The 16,794-nt window shown below is 58.0% G+C and carries 17 protein-coding genes; 13 read left to right on the top strand and 4 right to left on the bottom strand.

The genetic code is table 11. The annotated features are described in order from the left end of the window. Positions 1-93 precede the first annotated feature (93 nt). Positions 94-957, bottom strand: a complete 864-nt coding sequence (locus A4E33_RS06595; protein ID WP_292346893.1) for a GyrI-like domain-containing protein — start codon at positions 955-957, stop codon at positions 94-96. A 131-nt stretch (positions 958-1,088) separates the two neighbouring features. Between A4E33_RS06595 and A4E33_RS06590 the strand changes: the two genes are divergently transcribed. The 6 genes from A4E33_RS06590 to A4E33_RS06565 all read left to right on the top strand — a co-directional run bounded on the left by A4E33_RS06590 (position 1,089) and on the right by A4E33_RS06565 (position 5,217). Then, positions 1,089-1,802, top strand: coding sequence for a DUF6498-containing protein (locus A4E33_RS06590; protein ID WP_292346892.1), 714 nt, complete (start codon positions 1,089-1,091; stop codon positions 1,800-1,802). Positions 1,803-1,889: 87 nt separating this feature from the next. Then, positions 1,890-2,075, top strand: a complete 186-nt coding sequence (locus A4E33_RS06585) for a YHS domain-containing protein (protein ID WP_292346891.1) — start codon at positions 1,890-1,892, stop codon at positions 2,073-2,075. A gap of 101 nt (positions 2,076-2,176) precedes the next feature. Then, complete coding sequence (locus tag A4E33_RS06580; RefSeq protein ID WP_292346890.1) at positions 2,177-2,974, top strand: ABC transporter substrate-binding protein; 798 nt, start codon at positions 2,177-2,179, stop codon at positions 2,972-2,974. A 126-nt stretch (positions 2,975-3,100) separates the two neighbouring features. Further along, a complete protein-coding gene (locus A4E33_RS06575; protein ID WP_292346889.1) occupies positions 3,101-3,775 on the top strand; it encodes an amino acid ABC transporter permease in 675 nt (224 codons plus the stop codon). 3 nt (positions 3,776-3,778) lie between these two features. Next, complete coding sequence (locus A4E33_RS06570) at positions 3,779-4,519, top strand: amino acid ABC transporter ATP-binding protein (RefSeq protein WP_292346888.1); 741 nt, start codon at positions 3,779-3,781, stop codon at positions 4,517-4,519. 20 nt (positions 4,520-4,539) lie between these two features. Next, positions 4,540-5,217, top strand: a complete 678-nt coding sequence (locus tag A4E33_RS06565; protein ID WP_292346887.1) for an amino acid ABC transporter permease — start codon at positions 4,540-4,542, stop codon at positions 5,215-5,217. 291 nt (positions 5,218-5,508) lie between these two features. On the opposite strand, the gene A4E33_RS06560 is transcribed toward A4E33_RS06565, so the two are convergent. Together A4E33_RS06560 and A4E33_RS06555 are read right to left on the bottom strand one after the other, a co-directional pair. Further along, the gene (locus A4E33_RS06560) at positions 5,509-6,318 is read right to left on the bottom strand and encodes an ABC transporter substrate-binding protein (protein WP_292346886.1); all 810 of its coding nucleotides are present in this window, start codon (positions 6,316-6,318) and stop codon (positions 5,509-5,511) included. A 67-nt stretch (positions 6,319-6,385) separates the two neighbouring features. Beyond that, positions 6,386-8,446, bottom strand: coding sequence for a sodium-translocating pyrophosphatase (locus A4E33_RS06555; RefSeq protein WP_292346885.1), 2,061 nt, complete (start codon positions 8,444-8,446; stop codon positions 6,386-6,388). A 604-nt stretch (positions 8,447-9,050) separates the two neighbouring features. On the opposite strand from A4E33_RS06555, the gene A4E33_RS06550 reads away from it, so the two are divergent. Further along, positions 9,051-9,518, top strand: coding sequence for a hypothetical protein (locus tag A4E33_RS06550; protein ID WP_292346884.1), 468 nt, complete (start codon positions 9,051-9,053; stop codon positions 9,516-9,518). A gap of 241 nt (positions 9,519-9,759) precedes the next feature. Here the strand turns inward: A4E33_RS06550 and A4E33_RS06545 are convergent, their stop codons facing one another. Then, positions 9,760-10,173: a hypothetical protein gene (locus tag A4E33_RS06545; protein ID WP_292346883.1), complete on the bottom strand. Its 414-nt coding sequence runs from the start codon at positions 10,171-10,173 to the stop codon at positions 9,760-9,762. Positions 10,174-10,912: 739 nt separating this feature from the next. Between A4E33_RS06545 and A4E33_RS06540 the strand changes: the two genes are divergently transcribed. From A4E33_RS06540 to A4E33_RS06515, 6 genes are read left to right on the top strand one after another with little or no spacing between them, the layout of a single operon-like run. Beyond that, positions 10,913-12,829: a proton-conducting transporter membrane subunit gene (locus tag A4E33_RS06540; RefSeq protein ID WP_363053937.1), complete on the top strand. Its 1,917-nt coding sequence runs from the start codon at positions 10,913-10,915 to the stop codon at positions 12,827-12,829. Further along, positions 12,826-13,707, top strand: coding sequence for a respiratory chain complex I subunit 1 family protein (locus A4E33_RS06535; protein WP_292346882.1), 882 nt, complete (start codon positions 12,826-12,828; stop codon positions 13,705-13,707). Before A4E33_RS06540 ends, A4E33_RS06535 begins: the two co-directional genes overlap by 4 nt. Then, complete coding sequence (locus tag A4E33_RS06530) at positions 13,704-14,171, top strand: NADH-quinone oxidoreductase subunit B family protein (protein WP_292346881.1); 468 nt, start codon at positions 13,704-13,706, stop codon at positions 14,169-14,171. The genes A4E33_RS06535 and A4E33_RS06530 overlap by 4 nt, the downstream gene beginning before the upstream one ends. Beyond that, the gene (locus A4E33_RS06525) at positions 14,168-14,545 is read left to right on the top strand and encodes an NADH-quinone oxidoreductase subunit C (RefSeq protein ID WP_292346880.1); all 378 of its coding nucleotides are present in this window, start codon (positions 14,168-14,170) and stop codon (positions 14,543-14,545) included. The genes A4E33_RS06530 and A4E33_RS06525 overlap by 4 nt, the downstream gene beginning before the upstream one ends. Then, positions 14,542-15,621: a nickel-dependent hydrogenase large subunit gene (locus A4E33_RS06520; RefSeq protein ID WP_292346879.1), complete on the top strand. Its 1,080-nt coding sequence runs from the start codon at positions 14,542-14,544 to the stop codon at positions 15,619-15,621. Before A4E33_RS06525 ends, A4E33_RS06520 begins: the two co-directional genes overlap by 4 nt. A gap of 5 nt (positions 15,622-15,626) precedes the next feature. Further along, positions 15,627-16,010, top strand: a complete 384-nt coding sequence (locus tag A4E33_RS06515) for a 4Fe-4S dicluster domain-containing protein (protein WP_292346878.1) — start codon at positions 15,627-15,629, stop codon at positions 16,008-16,010. The last annotated feature ends 784 nt before the right edge of the window (positions 16,011-16,794 follow it).

Below are 16,794 nucleotides of genomic sequence, written 5' to 3'. Positions count from 1 at the left end.
AAACCCGTCCTTCCGGAGATGCCGGGACAGGACGAGAATTCGATAAGAGCTTCCCCAATGACCCGGTATTAAAAAAGAGGAGGCCAGCTGCGTTCAGTCAGCGACCGGCCCGCGGGCTGCCGTATCGACCGGGATCTGGAGCTCGGTGAGCAGCTCCTCCTCGCTGACCGTGGCCGGGTCGTTGAGGTACACTTCCCGGTGGCTGCCGGTGAGGACAAACTCCCGCTCCTCGGCGTACGCCCCGATCCGGCTCCATGCCCCGTGAAGCCCGCTGTAAGATCCCTTGTGGATGAGCGAGAGGACCTTGCCGCCGGGCAGGGTCCGCACTTCCATATCAGGGTCCGAAAGAACGATCCTGCCGGCGATCGGCAGAACGACCTCCATGGTCGCATCCTTCTCGCGGTATTCCCTGTCATGGTACAGGGTCATGGGCGGCCCGGTCACCCTCAGGCCGTTCTTCCGGTTCTCTTCTGACGATACCTGGCTGCAGAGTTCCGGCATGAGCCGGGAGATCGTTTCGCTGTACGGTCCGGTCCCTTTCTTCCCGACGATCCGCTGGGGAGGGACATCCCTGATGAGTGGTTCATTGAGCGACATGTAGATCGACTCCAGCGAGGCCTCCCCGTCAGCGAGGATGGCCTCGATCTGCTGTAACCGTGAGACCTCGGACCGTATCTCTCCCCGGCGCTTTGCAAAGAGTTCCCGGACGGTTGTGCTGTCATGCTCCTCCTTTGCCGTCAGGAGCACGTCGATGTCACAGAGGGAAAACCCGAGGCTGCAGAGTGTCTTGATCGAGACACCCCGCGGGATCTGGGTTCCTGCGTAATAGCGGTACCCGGTACAGAGATCTTTGATCTCCGGTACCAGCAGGCCACGCTCGTCATAGAGCCGGAGCGCCCGGGGGCTCAGCCGGGTGATGAGCGAGAACCTGCCGATGGGAATACGGTCGGAAGCCATTGTTACCGTACTGTGTGCTCCCGGGAACCTTATAGGGTGTCGCAGTCTGCCGCGGGGGAAGGTACACAAAAGCGGCAGCCGGCCCGCCGCGGATGCGCAGGTTTTTGTGCCCTGCGGGCAACCACACCCTCATGCAGCTCCCGGAAATCATCCCGCGGGTACTTCCGGGAGATCTCCTCCATAATTATCCGGTCGTCTCCCTCATCTTCGCCAACATCGTCACCATCGTCCTTGCCATCCTTGGTAACTGGGACCTTGCCACGGTGTTGTTCGTCTACTGGGTGCAGAGCGTCGTGATCGGTATTTTCTCCGTGATCTCAATTCTCAGTGCCGATACAGCGGTCATCCGGGGCGACCTCCAGAGACCGATTGACGAACGGGGCGGGACAGACAGGGTCACCCTCAGGTTTGCCTGGTTCTACCTGTGTATCATGGCAGGATTTTTCACGCTCCACTACGGTCTCTTCCACCTGGGCTATTTCTTCATCATCGTCGATTCGGAGATCTTCGGGGCCGTGAATTTTTCCGATCCTAATATCCGGATCGCCTGCGGCCTCTTCTTTGTAAATCACCTGTATTCGTATATCACGTACCGGCATACAGGACCGAAGGATTACCGGTTCGTGAACGAGAATTTCTTCTCGCCGTACGGGCGGATCATACCGATGCACCTGACCATCATCTTCGGGAGCATCGTGATCCTTGCCCTGCAGATCCTCGGCCTGACAACCACCCTTCCGGTGCTCGTCCTCTTCCTCATCCTCAAAACGTTCTCGGATATCAACGCCCACCTGATTAAGCACGAGCGGGAGACGAATCCGGATGCGCCGGTCCGGTTTTTCTGATGGGTCTCTCTTGGGGTCCGTCTCCGGAATCATGGGATAAATCTTAAGGATCCCGGCACGATTCTTGTACAGGAAAAGGCGATACCCGTGGCAACTGATCCTGTCTGTCTCATGGTCATTGGCGAGGAAGAAGCGAAAGCGACCACAACCTACAAGGGCACAAAGTATTATTTCTGCTCAGGCTACTGTAAAAAGCAGTTCGAGGCAAACCCGAAACGGTATTCCCGGCTGGGGATCGATGCCAGTGTCGATCTCGGCTGCGGGTGCGACTGACCGTACCATATGCTCCCCGGCATCTGCTGGATCAGGCGGCCCAGCGATTGGGGAATCAATACGGAACGGGTAAATAGCGGCCGGCAGGTACCTCTTCTTTCATGAAACGATCGTTTGCAGTACCTCTCACCATCATGCTCGTTACTGTACTACTCCTTGCCGGATGTACTGGCACCGGCAGCAGCCCGCAGCAGGCCTCTGCACCTGCATCCGGACAGCAGAAAATGTACATTGTCGGCATCGATGCCGAGTACCCGCCGTATAGCTATCTCGACCCGAATGGCACCCCCACCGGGTTTGACGTGGATTCCATGCGGTGGATCGCACAGAAGAAAGGGCTGAACGTGACGTTCCAGCCGACCGCCTGGGATGGCATGATACCCTCCATGGACGCCGGCAAGATCGACATGGTCTACTCGGGCATGACCATCACGCCCGAGCGGCAGGAGAAGGTGAATTTCTCGATCCCGTACCTCAAGATCAACCAGACCGTTGCGGTTCCCGACAGCGGGAAGAAGACCCTCGACGACTTCTACGCTGGTAAGATGGTGGTCGGCGCCCAGCGGGGCACGACCGGCGCTATCTGGGTGGAGAACAACCTGGTGAACAAGGGCCTCATGCCCGCCGATAACCTGAAGCTGTACGACAGCTTCCCGCTTGTTGCCGAGGATCTCGCCATCGGCCGGCTCGATGCCGCGATCTACGACAAACCCTCCATGGTCACGGCCATTGCCGGGAAGCCCGCGCATCTCATTACGGAGATCGATACGAATGAGCAGTATGGCGTCGCCATCCCGAAGAACAATCCTGAGCTCCTCCGGACCATCAATGAGGGCCTCGCGGATCTCATGAAGGATCCATACTGGCAGACCCTGCGGACGAAGTATTCCCTCGGGTGATTTCCTCCCGCAGCCCCTGTGGAAGATTAAAAGACAATTTTTTTAACCGCCCGGCCTGCTTATACTCTATATCGCAGCCACTCACCGGCGGCATCACGGGCAGGCTGCACGGACACGGGAGCGGACATGGACATCATCTCAATCCTGATCGCGTGGGGCCCCTACCTTCTGGGGGGCATTGCTGTCACGCTCGGCCTGGTCCTGAGCGCCCTTGCGATCGGGTTTGTCCTCGGCCTCCCGATAGCTCTCATCCAGGTGTACGGGAACCGTATGCTCCGGGCGCCCGCGGCGGTCTATGTCTGGTTCTTCCGCGGCCTGCCCATCCTCGTCCTCCTCTTCCTCTTCTACTTCGGTATTTTTCCCGTCATGGGGCTCGATTTCCCACCGTTTGTCGTGGGCGCGGTTGTGCTCGGGCTCCGGGGGGCGGCGTACCAGTCCCAGATCTTCCGGGGAGCCATCCAGTCGATCGCCGAAGGACAGATGACCGCAGCCCTCTCGCTTGGCATGACGCGGTGGATGGCGATCAGGACAATCATCCTGCCGCAGGCGCTGCGGATCTCCCTTCCCGGCTGGTCGAACGAGTACCCGGAGATCCTCACCGACTCGGCAGTCTGCTATGCCATCGGCGTGATGGAACTGCTGACCCGCACGTCCCAGATCGTCAGCCAGACTTATGTCACCCTGCCGGTGTACATGGCCTGCGCCGGGATCTTCATCCTGCTGAACTACGCCGGCATGCAGGTGATCCTCAGGGCAGAAGAGAAATTCGCCATCCCGGGCTTCGGGATACAATCAGGGTGAACCATGAGCGACTACATCCTCCGGGTCGTTGACCTGCACAAGAATTTCGGCGAACGGGAGATCCTCCACGGAATCTCGTTCAATGTAAAAAAAGGCGAGACGATCGTCTTCATCGGCCCCTCGGGGACCGGCAAGAGCACGCTGTTGCGCTGCATCAACCAGCTGACCGTACCCGACCGGGGCCACGTTTATATCGACGACGACGAGATCACCGGCTGCGGCCACCGCATCAGCGAGTACCGGCAGCGGATCGGGATGGTCTTCCAGAACTTCAACCTCTTCGACCACCTGACCGCGGTGCAGAACGTGGAGATCGCCCCGATCAAGGTGCGGAAGATGGACAAAACACTGGCCCGGGATAAGGCGATGGAAGAGCTCCGCCGGGTGGGCATGGAGGACTGGGCGGACCACTACCCGTCCGAGCTCTCGGGCGGGCAGGCCCAGCGGGTCTCGATTGCCCGCTCGCTTGCCATGGACCCCGAAGTGATCCTCTTCGACGAGCCGACCTCCGCGCTCGACCCCGAGCTGACCCGTGAAGTCCTGGAGGTCATGAAGGACCTGGCAAAGAGCGGCATGACCATGCTCGTGGTCACCCACGAGATGGGATTCGCACGGTCGGTTGCCACCGAGGTGGTCTTCATGGAAGGCGGTCAGATCGTGGAGCAGGGCCCCCCGTCGGAGATCATGAAGAACCCGAAGCACCCCCGGACCCGCGAGTTCATCGGAAAGATATCGGAGCACTGAACGCGGAGCACTCACCAGCCATGGACCCGGTCACCTTTCTCACCCAGTTCCTGATGCCCGCACTGTGGCAGGGGCTGATCGTCACCCTTGAGCTGGTGCTTCTCACGGCCCCGTTCGGCCTCGTGCTCGGGATCGGGATCGCCCTCGGGAGGCAGTACGGCGGGCCCGCGCTCTCCACTGCCTGCGCCGGCTATGTCGTCTTCTTCAAGGGCTGCCCGCTCCTCCTCCTTCTCTTCATGCTCTACTTCGGTCTCCCGACGGTCGGGATCACCCTGCCGGCATTCACTGCATCGGTCCTCGGGTTCATCCTCTGCAACGCCGCATACAATTCGGAGTATGTCCGCGGGGCAATCAAGTCGATCAAGGACGGGCAGATGACCGCAGCGCAGGCACTCGGCATGACGAAGGTGCAGGCCATCGAGACCATCATCCTCCCGCAGGCGCTCCGCAGGGCTATCCCCGGCCTCTCGAACGAGTTCATCTACCTCATCAAGTACTCGTCGCTCGCGTACATGATCACCGTTGTCGAGCTCTCCGGCGCAGCCAAGCTCGTTGCCACCAAGTACTTCATGTTCAACGAGGCATTCCTTGCCGTCGGTGTCGTCTACCTCGTGCTGGTCACGCTCACCACGTACGGTGTCCACCTGCTCGAGAAACGGGTGGCGGTGCCGGGATTGACCGGGAAGAGCCGGGCGTAGACAATGTCTTTAAAAAAATCGGCTCTATAGAAACCTCGCAAGGGATAATATTGGATTGGGATGGAGCCACGGGCGCTCGGGTCTTTCGACCCTCGCCCCGTGGAGCATGAGCTTATCCGGGTATCGAAAAAATGATAGAATACGGGGGTCAAGGGGGCTTGCCCCCTTGGGCTGCCTCCCCCTCTGGGGGAGAGAGGGGGTCACCCTCGCAATTCGACTTAGGACGCTGTGGGAAAGATTTCACCAAAGAAAAATTTCAAAGAGTCGAAAAAGAAAACCAGTGTTTTCAGATTACTTCATCTTGTACTTCACGATGAGTTCCTGCCAGTAGGGGTCCGCCTTCAGCTGGGTGAGGCCGTCGTTCATGGTGGCAAGGAGCTCCGTGTCGTCCTTCCGGACAGCCACGCCGAACTCTTCCTTTGTCTCGATGTTGCCGATCTTTTTGATGGACTTGCCTGCAATGATATCCTTGAGGACAAGGTCATCGTACATGACCGCATCAACCCGGCCTGCAGAGAGATCGTCGACCGCAAGCGGGGTATTGTCGTAGAGCTTGAGGTTGCCCTGCGGCATCCTGCCGGTGCTGATCAGGTTCTTGTCGATCCAGATGGCCGCGGTACACCCGCTCTGGGTGCCGATGATGGCTTTTCCCGCCTTCACATCGTCAAGCGTGAGGTTCGAATCTTTCCGGGCAACAACATCCTGGTTCACTTCCCAGTACGGGATACTGAAGTTGACCTGCTCCGCCCGTTCCGGTGTGATGGTCATCCCCGCATAGATGAGGTCGATCTTCTTTGCCTGGAGCGCCGGGATAATACCGTCCCACGCCGTTGCCTGGAACGTGACCTTCATCCCCTTCTTCTGCGCGATCCAGCGCATGGAATCGACATCGAAACCCTGCGCGGTGCCATTGGCGTCTATGTAACTGAACGGCTGGTACTGGCCGTCGATACCCACGATATAGGTCTTCTCGGGCTGGCTGCCGGCGGATGCCGGGGCAGCAGGCTGGGACGACGACGGGGAGCCGGTACATCCTGCCAGGAGCAGGAAGACGACGACAAAGGAAACAGCAAGAGTGCATGTCAGGTAATTGTGTTTCATGCTCAGAGGATAACAGCCGGCAATGAAAAGAACTTGCGATCCGTGACGGGTATAAAAAAAAGGTATTTCAGATGAAGAGCGGCGCAAGCACGAGCGTGAGCGTCGCGAGGAGCTTGATGAGCACGTGGAGCGACGGGCCGGCGGTGTCCTTGAAGGGGTCGCCGAGGGTGTCGCCGATGACGGCTGCCTTGTGGGCCTCGCTCTTCTTGCCGCCGTGGGCACCGGCTTCGATGTATTTCTTGGCATTGTCCCACGCGCCGCCACCGTTGTTCAGGATGAGGGCGAGGAGGATGCCGGCGATGGTGCCGACCATGAGGAAGCCGGCAAGGGCTTCGTACTTCATGGTCATGCCGATGATGACGGGGAAGCCAACCACGAGGATACCGGGGAGGACCATGTTCCGGAGGGCCCCGGACGTGGTGATGTCGATGACCGCGGCGTAGTCGGGTTTCCGGTCGCCGGCCATAATGGCGTTGTCCTTGAACTGGACGCGGACGGCCTCGATGACCGACTGGGCGGTCTTGGAGACTGCCCGGATGGCGAAGCTGGCAAAGAGGAAGACGAGCATTGCACCAAGCAGTCCCCCGACGAATACATCGACCTTGGCAAGGTTGACGACCTCGAATGCCTTGCCGGTGAGTTTGGCGATGTCTGCCATGTAGGCGTTGAAGAGCAGGAAGACCGCGAGCGATGCGCTGCCGATGGCATATCCCTTGGTGAGTGCCTTGGTGGTGTTGCCTGCTGCGTCAAGTTTGTCCATGCGGTGCCGGACCGCATCAGGTGCCTGGCTCATCTCGACAATACCGCCGGCATTGTCGGCGATGGGGCCGAAGGTGTCCATGGCAAGGACATAGGCGCAGACCATCAGCATGCCGATGGTTGCAACGGCAGTGCCATACAGGCCGCCGTTTGCGATACCGGTCTGGGTACCGCACCAGTAGGAGAGCAGGAGCGAGATGCCGATGAGGATCGCGGGGATCGCGGTGGTCTCGAGGGCAACGGAGAACCCGGAGATGATGTTTGTCGCCGCCCCGGTTTCGGACGCGTCGGCAATTTCCTGCACCGGCCGGTAGTGGTGGTCGGTGTAGTACAGGGTGACCCGGAGGAAACAGACGGAGAGGATGATACCGATGAGGCCGGCAAAGAAGAAGTACATCCAGCCTGCGGAGGCGCCGAGGAGCCACTGGACCCCGAAGAAGAGGAAGACCGCGGAGATAGCCGCCGTGATGTAGTATCCCATGTTCATGGCGTCCATCGGGTCGGCGCCGTCCCTGCCCCTGACACACAGGATACCGATCATGCTCGCCAGGAGACCGAAGGCACACATGACGATCGGGAAGAGGATGCCGTTGACCCCGAAGACCGGGAAGAGCGCAACACCGAGGATCATCGCACCGATGTTCTCGGCAGCGGTAGACTCGAAAAGGTCGGCGCCACGGCCGGCACAGTCGCCCACGTTGTCGCCGACAAGGTCGGCAACGACCGCGGGGTTCCGGACATCGTCCTCGGGGATACCGGCCTCGACTTTCCCGACGAGGTCAGCACCGACATCTGCTGCCTTGGTGTAGATACCGCCGCCAAGCTGGGCGAAGAGGGCGACGAACGACGCACCAAAGCCGAACCCGACGATGACGAACGGGGTGTGCAGCGGGTCAGCGCCAAGGGCGATGTACGTAATCGAGACGCCAAGGAGCGACATCGAGGCGATGATCAGGCCGGAGACGGCCCCGCCATGGAAGGACATGTCGAGTGCCTTGCCATCGCTGGTCTGGGCTGCTGCAGCGGTGCGGATGTTGGCGCGCACGGCAACGTACATGGCAACGATACCGGCAACGGCACTGCAGGTCGCGCCGACGATGTATGCGGCGGCGGTTGCCAGGGCAAGGTCCGATTGTCCGGTAAGGAAGTAGACAACAAAGATCACCAGCGCAAGAACGACGGCGAGAATAGCGATGGTCGAATACTGGCGTTTGACGAATGCTTCCGCACCCACACGGATGGCATCGGAAACCTCACGCATCTTCGGCGTGCCCTGGTCCTGCGCAAGCAGGTTGCGGGCGAGAATCGCGGCAAGGGCCAGCGCGAGGATGCATATTGCAATTACAATCTGTAACGGTAGATCGATCATTCCATGACCTCCCTGCTGTACCTGCCGGGCAGCCGTCCGGAAACCGGCATACGCGTGGTGCATATGCAGGATTTCCGGGCAGGGCCCGGCATCACATCAGGTCTGATGAAGTATGATGAATTGGTATCGGCAGAATCCTGCCTGAACGGAACCAAAGGAGGGTGCAACGGCTTTCCACGCCCCATCCTAAGAGATTATTAGTGCACATTTGGAAGATTAAACTTTTATCTTCTGTATTCAGGTGCACCAGATTCTAAAAGCGCCTTGATAATCGGGCGGAAACGGGGAAATGGTGGTTTATTGCTGGAACCTGGGATGATTGTACATGTTATCCCCTCAAAAATCCTGAAGGTTGTAAGACCTGAAGGAGGAGATGAACGTTTCAACGTTCTTCGACAACAAGGGGCAGGAAATTTCCCTGCCCCGATTTTTTCAAAACAATGCGAAACGAACTCACACGGGATCAAATCAATAATATTATTATGAATTATTTTTAACATATAATGATATGAAGGGAAGGCGGAGACAGTCACGTATCCGGATCCGGGCTACAAGGCTGTCATCTGTGATATGAAATTCCAATAGTGTTTTCCTGAGGAGTTCAATGAGACCGACTGCACTTGTTTTGATCATAATCCTTGTAACCGGGATAGTTCCCGGTGCGGTTCTGGCAGCAGAGACAACCCCCATCTATCCCGGTAAGGGAGATTCAGATTCTGACTTTTATGGCAGGTATCCGATGGCAAAAAGTAACACTGCCATCATGGGATTTATCGGGGAATGCGGTTTAGGGCGCTGGCACGAAGAGCATATGGGTGCATACTACAAGTCTGTTCACCTCGCGGCGGCCAATTCCTGCGGGAAACAACTCATCTTCGAAGCCAGAAAAGGAGCGGCACGGGATGACCCGACACAGATTACCGATGTCTGGATTATCGGCGCCAACGAGACCTGGTCGGGCTCGATGATTCCGGTGAATGCCCGAAAAACCCCGGGTTTTGTTGTGCCGGGAGCATTCGTTGCAATTGCAATATGTGCCGCTCTTTTCATCAGGATGCGTCGAAACAGGTGACGGGCTTTTCTTTTTCTGTTCACTTTCCCGCTTACTTTCTGAGAGAATATCGCAATGCGGGGGGTCCCCACGCGGCAGGGCAGGACCGGCTGACTCGGACAAACAACATGAGACAGAGCAAGTCAATCTGCGTCACGTTCAGCAGCGCTGACATGTCATCCGGATCGGAGGGTGAATATCTTCACGCTGTGTCCTACATGGAAATGCCGGCCATGACGTGGTTCCCTGCCACCGGTCCGGATCAGAAGTGATCGCCGGCGCCCTCCTCATTGTCATCGTCCCCGTATTGCGAACAGGGTTTCCCATGGCGCTCTCTGCATTTGGGGTACGGCTTTCTGGAACCAGCCGGTTCGATCTCCAGAAGTTCAATGCGGAACTGCCAGTTGTCCCCATAATCAAAGAGAAAGAGCATCTTCTTTCCCGGTTCGGGAAACGCTGTTTTCACCAGCGTCTTCTTAACGCTCCTGACAAATGGCGGGCATTCCATGCGGGTATCCTTGTTATCGTAGAAGAGCTCGTATGCCTCCGTTGCCTCGGTATACCGGGTCAGGTGGTTGTAGAACCCGAAGGCATGATCATCGTCAAAGTCAAAGTTCGCAAGGATGAATATGGCGAAATCATACAGCGAGCACTCTCCGGGAACCTCCAGTACCATGTATGGGGATCCTTTCAGCCGGCCAATCCACTGGGTGACCCTGAAAACGAAGATGCGTTTATCGGGTATGATTGCTTTTACCCTCAATAAAGATCAAACCCCTATGGGTAGGATGTTCTCAGAGAATGTGATAAGTTGTCCTCCTATTTGCCGGTTGCGATTTCGGTGCAGGGTACTCAACCCGTGACCTGGATCATTGCCTCCAGCAGGTATACCTGTCCCACAAGATTCCCCCGGGGGTCAGCGGAATATGACTGTTGCCTGAATTTTCAGATCAAACCGTCAGTACCTGTACCAGACTACGGGAGGTGAAGTTCCGTATACTTCGAGCAACCGGAGGTTTCTGCGGTGCAGAAAATCAGAATCCGGAGTTGATAGTGAATTCGTGACATGATCCAAAATAAATACGGAAACCCGGTTTTACGAATCAAAATCGCGGATCGATCTCTGAACAAAAAACAGGATCCGGTTTTGTTTTGAAAATCACGGATCGATTTGAAAAAAAATTCCGGCGATCGATTTTTTTCTGAAAATCGCGATCCGATCCGGAAAAAAATTCGAGGATCGATTTTTCCGGAAAAACCGCTGCCCGATCTCCGTACAAAAATCGCGATCCGATCCAAAAAACAACAAAATCCCCCATTTTATCTCAGCTTTTTCATACCGGAACCGGTTTCCGGACTCAATTCAATATGATTAATAATGAAAAATCCCCATGATCTTCTCAGGAGGCTCTCTGGTGCATATATTGGATCTCTTAGGGTATCTCATCCTGTTTCCGCTGATTGCAGCGATCTTCCTGCTCTTTGAACGCAGGGACTCATCGCGCTCGCTGATCGTCCAGCTCTCTGCGGTTGCTATCGGGATTGTATCGTTGCTGCTGCTCGTGCTCGGGTATAACCGGGACACGCTGTTATATGCCGTCGGCTCGGAACAGGTCGGGCAGGTCATGTTCTTCATTGAGCTGCTGATGGTGGCATTCATCCTGTATCTCGCGGTGAAGCACAGGAAGACCCTTGCAGCGGTCCTGGTCCTGCTGCAGGCCGGCCTGCTCGTCTGGTTCGAGACGAGCCTGTCGCACGGCCTGCATGTCGCAAACAACCTGTTCGTCGACCAGTTCTCCATCATCATGGCCCTGATCATCGGGATCATCGGCACCCTGATCTGCGTCTATGCCGTGGGATACATGGAGACCTACCACACCCGCCACCCCGAGGTGAGGGACCGCCGGAACATCTTCTTTGCCATCCTGTTCCTCTTCCTTGCCGCGATGTTCGGGCTGGTCTTCTCCAACAACCTGCTCTGGGTCTTCTTCTTCTGGGAGATCACGACCCTCTGTTCGTTCCTGCTCATCGGGTACTCCGAAACCGAGGAGGCGACCAACAACTCGTTCCTCGCCCTTGTGATGAACCTGCTGGGCGGGCTCGCGTTCCTCGCAGCCCTCATCTGGCTCGTCCTCTCGGACCCCTCCGGCAGGCTGCTTGACCTGAACTACCTGCTCACGACCGGCAAGGCCCTTGCGCTCGTGCCGGCAGTCCTGATCTGCTTTGCCGGCATCACCAAGGCAGCCCTCATGCCCTTCTCCTCGTGGCTGGTCGGGGCCATGGTCGCACCGACCCCGGTCTCCGCCCTGCTCCACTCCAGCACCATGGTCAAGGCGGGTGTCTATATCATTGTGAAGTTCGCCCCTGTCCTCTCGGGAACGACCGAAGGGCTCATGATCGCGCTGGTCGGCGGCATGACGTTCGCCCTCGCCTCCTTCATGGCGATATCGCAGAACAATGCCAAGAAAGTGCTCGCCTACTCGACCATCGCAAACCTCGGCCTGATCGTAGCCTGCGCCGGTGTCGGCACCTACAACCTGATGTGGGTCGCGATCCTTCTGATCATCTTCCACGCGATTGCCAAGTCCCTCCTCTTCCTCTGCGTTGGGACAGTCGAGAACCGGATCGGCAGCCGGAACATCGAGGACATGGGCGGGCTCATTGTCCGGATGCCGCGGATCGCCATCATGATGTTCATCGGCATGGCCGGCATGTTCCTTGCCCCGTTCGGTATGGTCATCTCCAAGTGGGCGGCGATCGAGGCATTCATCCAGGCCCCGTTCGGCCTCATCTTCATCGCCATCCTGGCCTTCGGCGGTTCTGCCACCGTCTTCTTCTGGAGCAAGTGGATGGGCAAGATCATCTCGGTGATGCGGGAGCAGGAGGTTCTCGAGGACACCGTGAAGAAGGAGAAGTGGGTCGTGCTCTGGATCCTGACCGGCCTCGTCGTGGTCGTCTGCCTCATCTTCCCGGTCATCTCGTGGGTCCTGATCGAGCCGTTCGTCCTGAACATCTACGGCCAGACGGCCGGGCTTGCGCAGGCCAACCTCACGATCATGATCATGATGCTCTGCCTGCTGATGATCATGCCGCTCTCCATGCTCTTCTACAGGAAGGGCCCCCACGTCCCCGCAACCCCCTACATGGGCGGGAGGCCGATGGACGGCAACATGCATTTCGCCGGGTCGCTGGGGAACTCCCGCGAGGTCGTCCTCTCCAACTACTACCTTGAGAAGATGTTTGGCGAGGAGCGGCTGTTCATGATCGGCACCTCGATGTGCTGGGGACTGCTCCTCATTGCCGGCATCATGCTGGTCGGGGTGATGCTATGATCCCGGCAGAGTTCCAGCCGATCGTGTATGCACTGGTGTATATCCTCGTCGCCCCCCTGCTCGGCGGGCTGATTGCCGGGATCGACCGGAAGGTCACCGCACGGATGCAGGGGAGGGTCGGCCCGCCCATCCTCCAGCCGTTTTACGATGTGGGCAAGCTCTTCGAGAAGGAGAACCCGGTGGTCACGGTGACCCAGAACTTCTACGTCCTGAGTTACCTTGTTTTCATGGTCGTGGCAGGCGCCCTGTTCTTCTCGGGCGGGGACATGCTGCTCGTGATCTTCGCGTTCACGCTCTCCCATATCTTCATCGTGCTCGGGGCGTACGCCTCGTACTCGCCGTACAGCCACGTGGGAGCAGAGCGGGAACTCCTCCAGATCATCGCGTACGAGCCGATGATCATCATGACCGCCGTGGGGATGTACATGGTTACGAAGAGCTTCTTTGTCAGCACCATTGTTTCCTCGGCGGTCCCGATCATCCTCTACCTCCCGGGCGTCTTCATCGGCTACCTCATCGTGCTGACCATCAAGCTCCGCAAGTCGCCGTTCGACCTCTCAACGTCCCACCACGCCCACCAGGAGATCGTCAAGGGCGTGACCACGGACTTTGCCGGCCCCAACCTCGGCAAGATCGAGATCGCCCACTGGTACGAGTACGTCTTCCTGCTCGGGGTCATCTGGCTCTTCTTTGCCTGGAACCCCCTCGTGGCAGTTGCTGCGATCGTTGTCGCGTACTTCCTCGAGATCCTCATCGACAACACCTTCTCGCGGGTCAAGTGGCAGCTGATGCTCCGCAGCGCGTGGATCATTGCCGGGACCCTCGGGCTTGTTAACCTCGGGGTCTTATACTACCTCGGGATGGTGGTGATGCCATGACCTATCTTGCGAAATCCCCCTGGATCGTGCACTACAATGCATCGTCGTGCAATGGCTGCGATATCGAGATCCTCGCGGCCCTGACCCCTGTCTTCGACGTGGAGCGGTTCGGCATCATCAACACCGGCAACCCCAAACATGCCGATATCCTGCTCTGCACCGGCAGTGTCAACGAACAGAACAAAGTACCCCTGAAGAACGTGTATGACCAGATGCCGGAGCCCAAGGTCGTCATCGCCATCGGCATCTGTGCAGCAACGGGCGGGATCTTCCGCGAGTGCTACAATGTCCAGGGCGGGATCGACAAGGTCATCCCGGTCGATGTCTTCGTCCCCGGCTGTGCCGCACGCCCGGAGTCGATCATCGACGGCGTAGTCACGGCGCTCGGGATCCTCGAGAAGAAGCGGGCCGCGATGCTGCAGAAGGGCAGTGCTGAGGGCACGAAGGCGGGTGAGACCGTATGACCATGGACAAACAGACCATCACGGCCATCGAAGTCGGAAAGCTGATAGGCAGCGTCGAGCGGTTCCGGAACGAAGGATACCGCCTTGTCCAGATCGGCTGCACCAAGGTGGGAGACCTGTACGAGATCAACTACTGCTTTGACAAGGATTACCACCTCGACGTTGTCCGGATCGCAATCCCCGCGGAGACCGAGGTCCCCAGCATCTCCGGCATGTACTGGAATGCGTTCATCTACGAGAACGAAATGCACGACCTCTTCGGCATCCAGGTCCGGGGCATGAACATCGACTTCAAGGGAACCCTGATACGGACCGCGGAGAAGTTCCCGTTCAGCAAACCGCCGGTCACTGTCACGAAGGGGGGCAAGCCATGACGAAACAGATCATCGTCCCGTTCGGCCCCCAGCACCCGGTGCTCCCGGAGCCAATCCACATCGACCTCGTGCTCGAGGACGAGAGGGTTGTGGACGCCATCCCGTCGATTGGGTACATCCACCGGGGCTTCGAGAAGCTCGTGGAGAAGCGGGAGTTCACCGAGTACGTGTACATCGCCGAGCGGACCTGCGGGATCTGCAGCTTCATCCACGGGGCTACCTACTGCCAGGGTATCGAACAGATCATGAACATCGACGTCCCCGAGCGGGCCCAGTACCTGCGGGTCATCTGGTCCGAGTTCTCCCGTCTCCACTCTCACCTCCTCTGGCTCGGGCTTTTCGCCGACGCATTCGGGTTCGAGAACCTCTTCATGGGCGCATGGAAGACCCGCGAGAAGGTCCTCGACTTCATGGAGGAGACCACGGGCGGCCGGGTCATCCAGGGCACCAGCAAGGTCGGTGGTGTCCGGCGCGACATCAGCAGCGAGCGGCTGGACCGGATGACAAAGGACCTTGACGATCTCGATCGCGAGATGAAGGAGCTGACCGACGTGTTCCTGCACGATGATTCAGTCAGGCACCGGCTCAGGAACGTCGGCACGATCTCCCGGAACGACGCGTACCACCTCGGTGCCGTTGGCCCGACGGCCCGCGGCAGCGGTGTTGCCATCGACCTGCGGAAGAGCGGGTACGGCGCCTACGACCGGCTGAACGTGCAGGTCGTTACCGACAGCTGCGGGGACTGTTATTCCCGCTGTGCCGTCCGGGCAAAGGAGCTCTTCACCTCGACCGATCTCATCCGGCAGGCAGTGAAGAAGATCCCCGAAGGCCCCATCGATGTCAAGGTAACGGGCGCACCGGACGGGGAGTACTTCATGCGGGCCGAGCAGCCCCGCGGCGAGCTGGTCCATTACCTCAAGGGCAATGGCTCGAAGTTCCTCGTGCGTTCGCGGATCCGTACGCCGACCTTGACGAATATCCCGCCGCTGATAAAGATGCTGCAGGGATGCGAGCTTGCCGATGTGCCGGTGATTGTATTGTCCATTGACCCCTGCATCAGCTGCACGGAGCGGTGAGTGCCATGGTCTACTTTGAGATGGTAAAAACCGCCCTTAAAACGGTCCTATCAAAACCGGCAACGATCCTCTACCCGGTCCAGGCAGCGAAGAAGACCCCGATCTCCCGGGGGCACGTGGTGCAGGACGGCAGCAAGTGTATCTCCTGCAGCATCTGCGTGAAGAAATGCCCCGCCCAGGCGATCGTGCTCGACAAGGAGGCAAAGACCTGGCAGATCAACCGCTTCCGCTGTGTTGTCTGCAACTCCTGCGTTGACACCTGCCCGGCGAAATGTCTCTCCATGGATACGCAGTACACGGCGCCGGCAACCGTGAAGGGTATTGAGACCTTCACGATCACGTACGTCAAGCCGGCGAAGCCGGAGAAGAAGGAAGAGCCGAAGACCTGATGGTCTTCTCCTCCTTGAGGGTGAGAGGAGCCTCTGGCTCTTCGAACCTCTCGGAAGTCGAAGCAGTAAATCTCCAGAAATAAAATCCTATAACGCACTCAGTGGAATTGCGAGGGTGACCCCCTCTCTCCCCCAGAGGGGGAGGCAGCCCAAGGGGGCAAGCCCCCTGACCCCCCCTTTTGATTATTTTTTAGATGCCCGGAAAAGTCAATGCTCCACGGGGCGAGGGTCGACAGACCCCGAGCACCAGTGGCTCCATCAAAATTTTTATTCAATACCTCAGGAGGTTTTCTCCAAAGCAAGTAATTCTTTTTTTCAAAGGTTCGCCGGATTGCTGGCCGGCACGTATTATTATCCCCAACGACCCCCCTATGCACCCTCGCCTTCAACCAGCGGAATTTTTCACCGGTGATATCGGAGAAATCCCGGTAACATCCGCCAATTCGATGGTGGGTCATTGGGGATAAATCAGATCAGCACGATAGTTTCAGGACTGGAATAAAATGGATTTTACGGTGTTTACCTGCAATTTTCGGACGATCGGACCCCGCAGGATTATCCCCAACGACCCCCTGCGACAGGAAGGGCCGGGTCAGGCATTCGCTGTCCAGAAGATCACTCAGAAATTAAAGACCCGACCTCTCCGTCATGCAACTCGTATCGATCAAATCCAGTTTCGGCTCGAAGACCCCTTCGGGTTCTTCTCGTCCGCACTGTCCTGGCGGACCGTTCGGCACCCAAACATTAATCTCCTCCTTCACGATATGAGTCAATCATTGAAACA

The sequence above is a fragment of the Methanoregula sp. PtaB.Bin085 genome (genome assembly GCF_002067035.1).
Lineage (GTDB): Archaea > Halobacteriota > Methanomicrobia > Methanomicrobiales > Methanospirillaceae > Methanoregula.
Note: the sequence above shows the minus strand (reverse complement) of the source record. Positions and strands in the feature narration are given on the sequence as shown.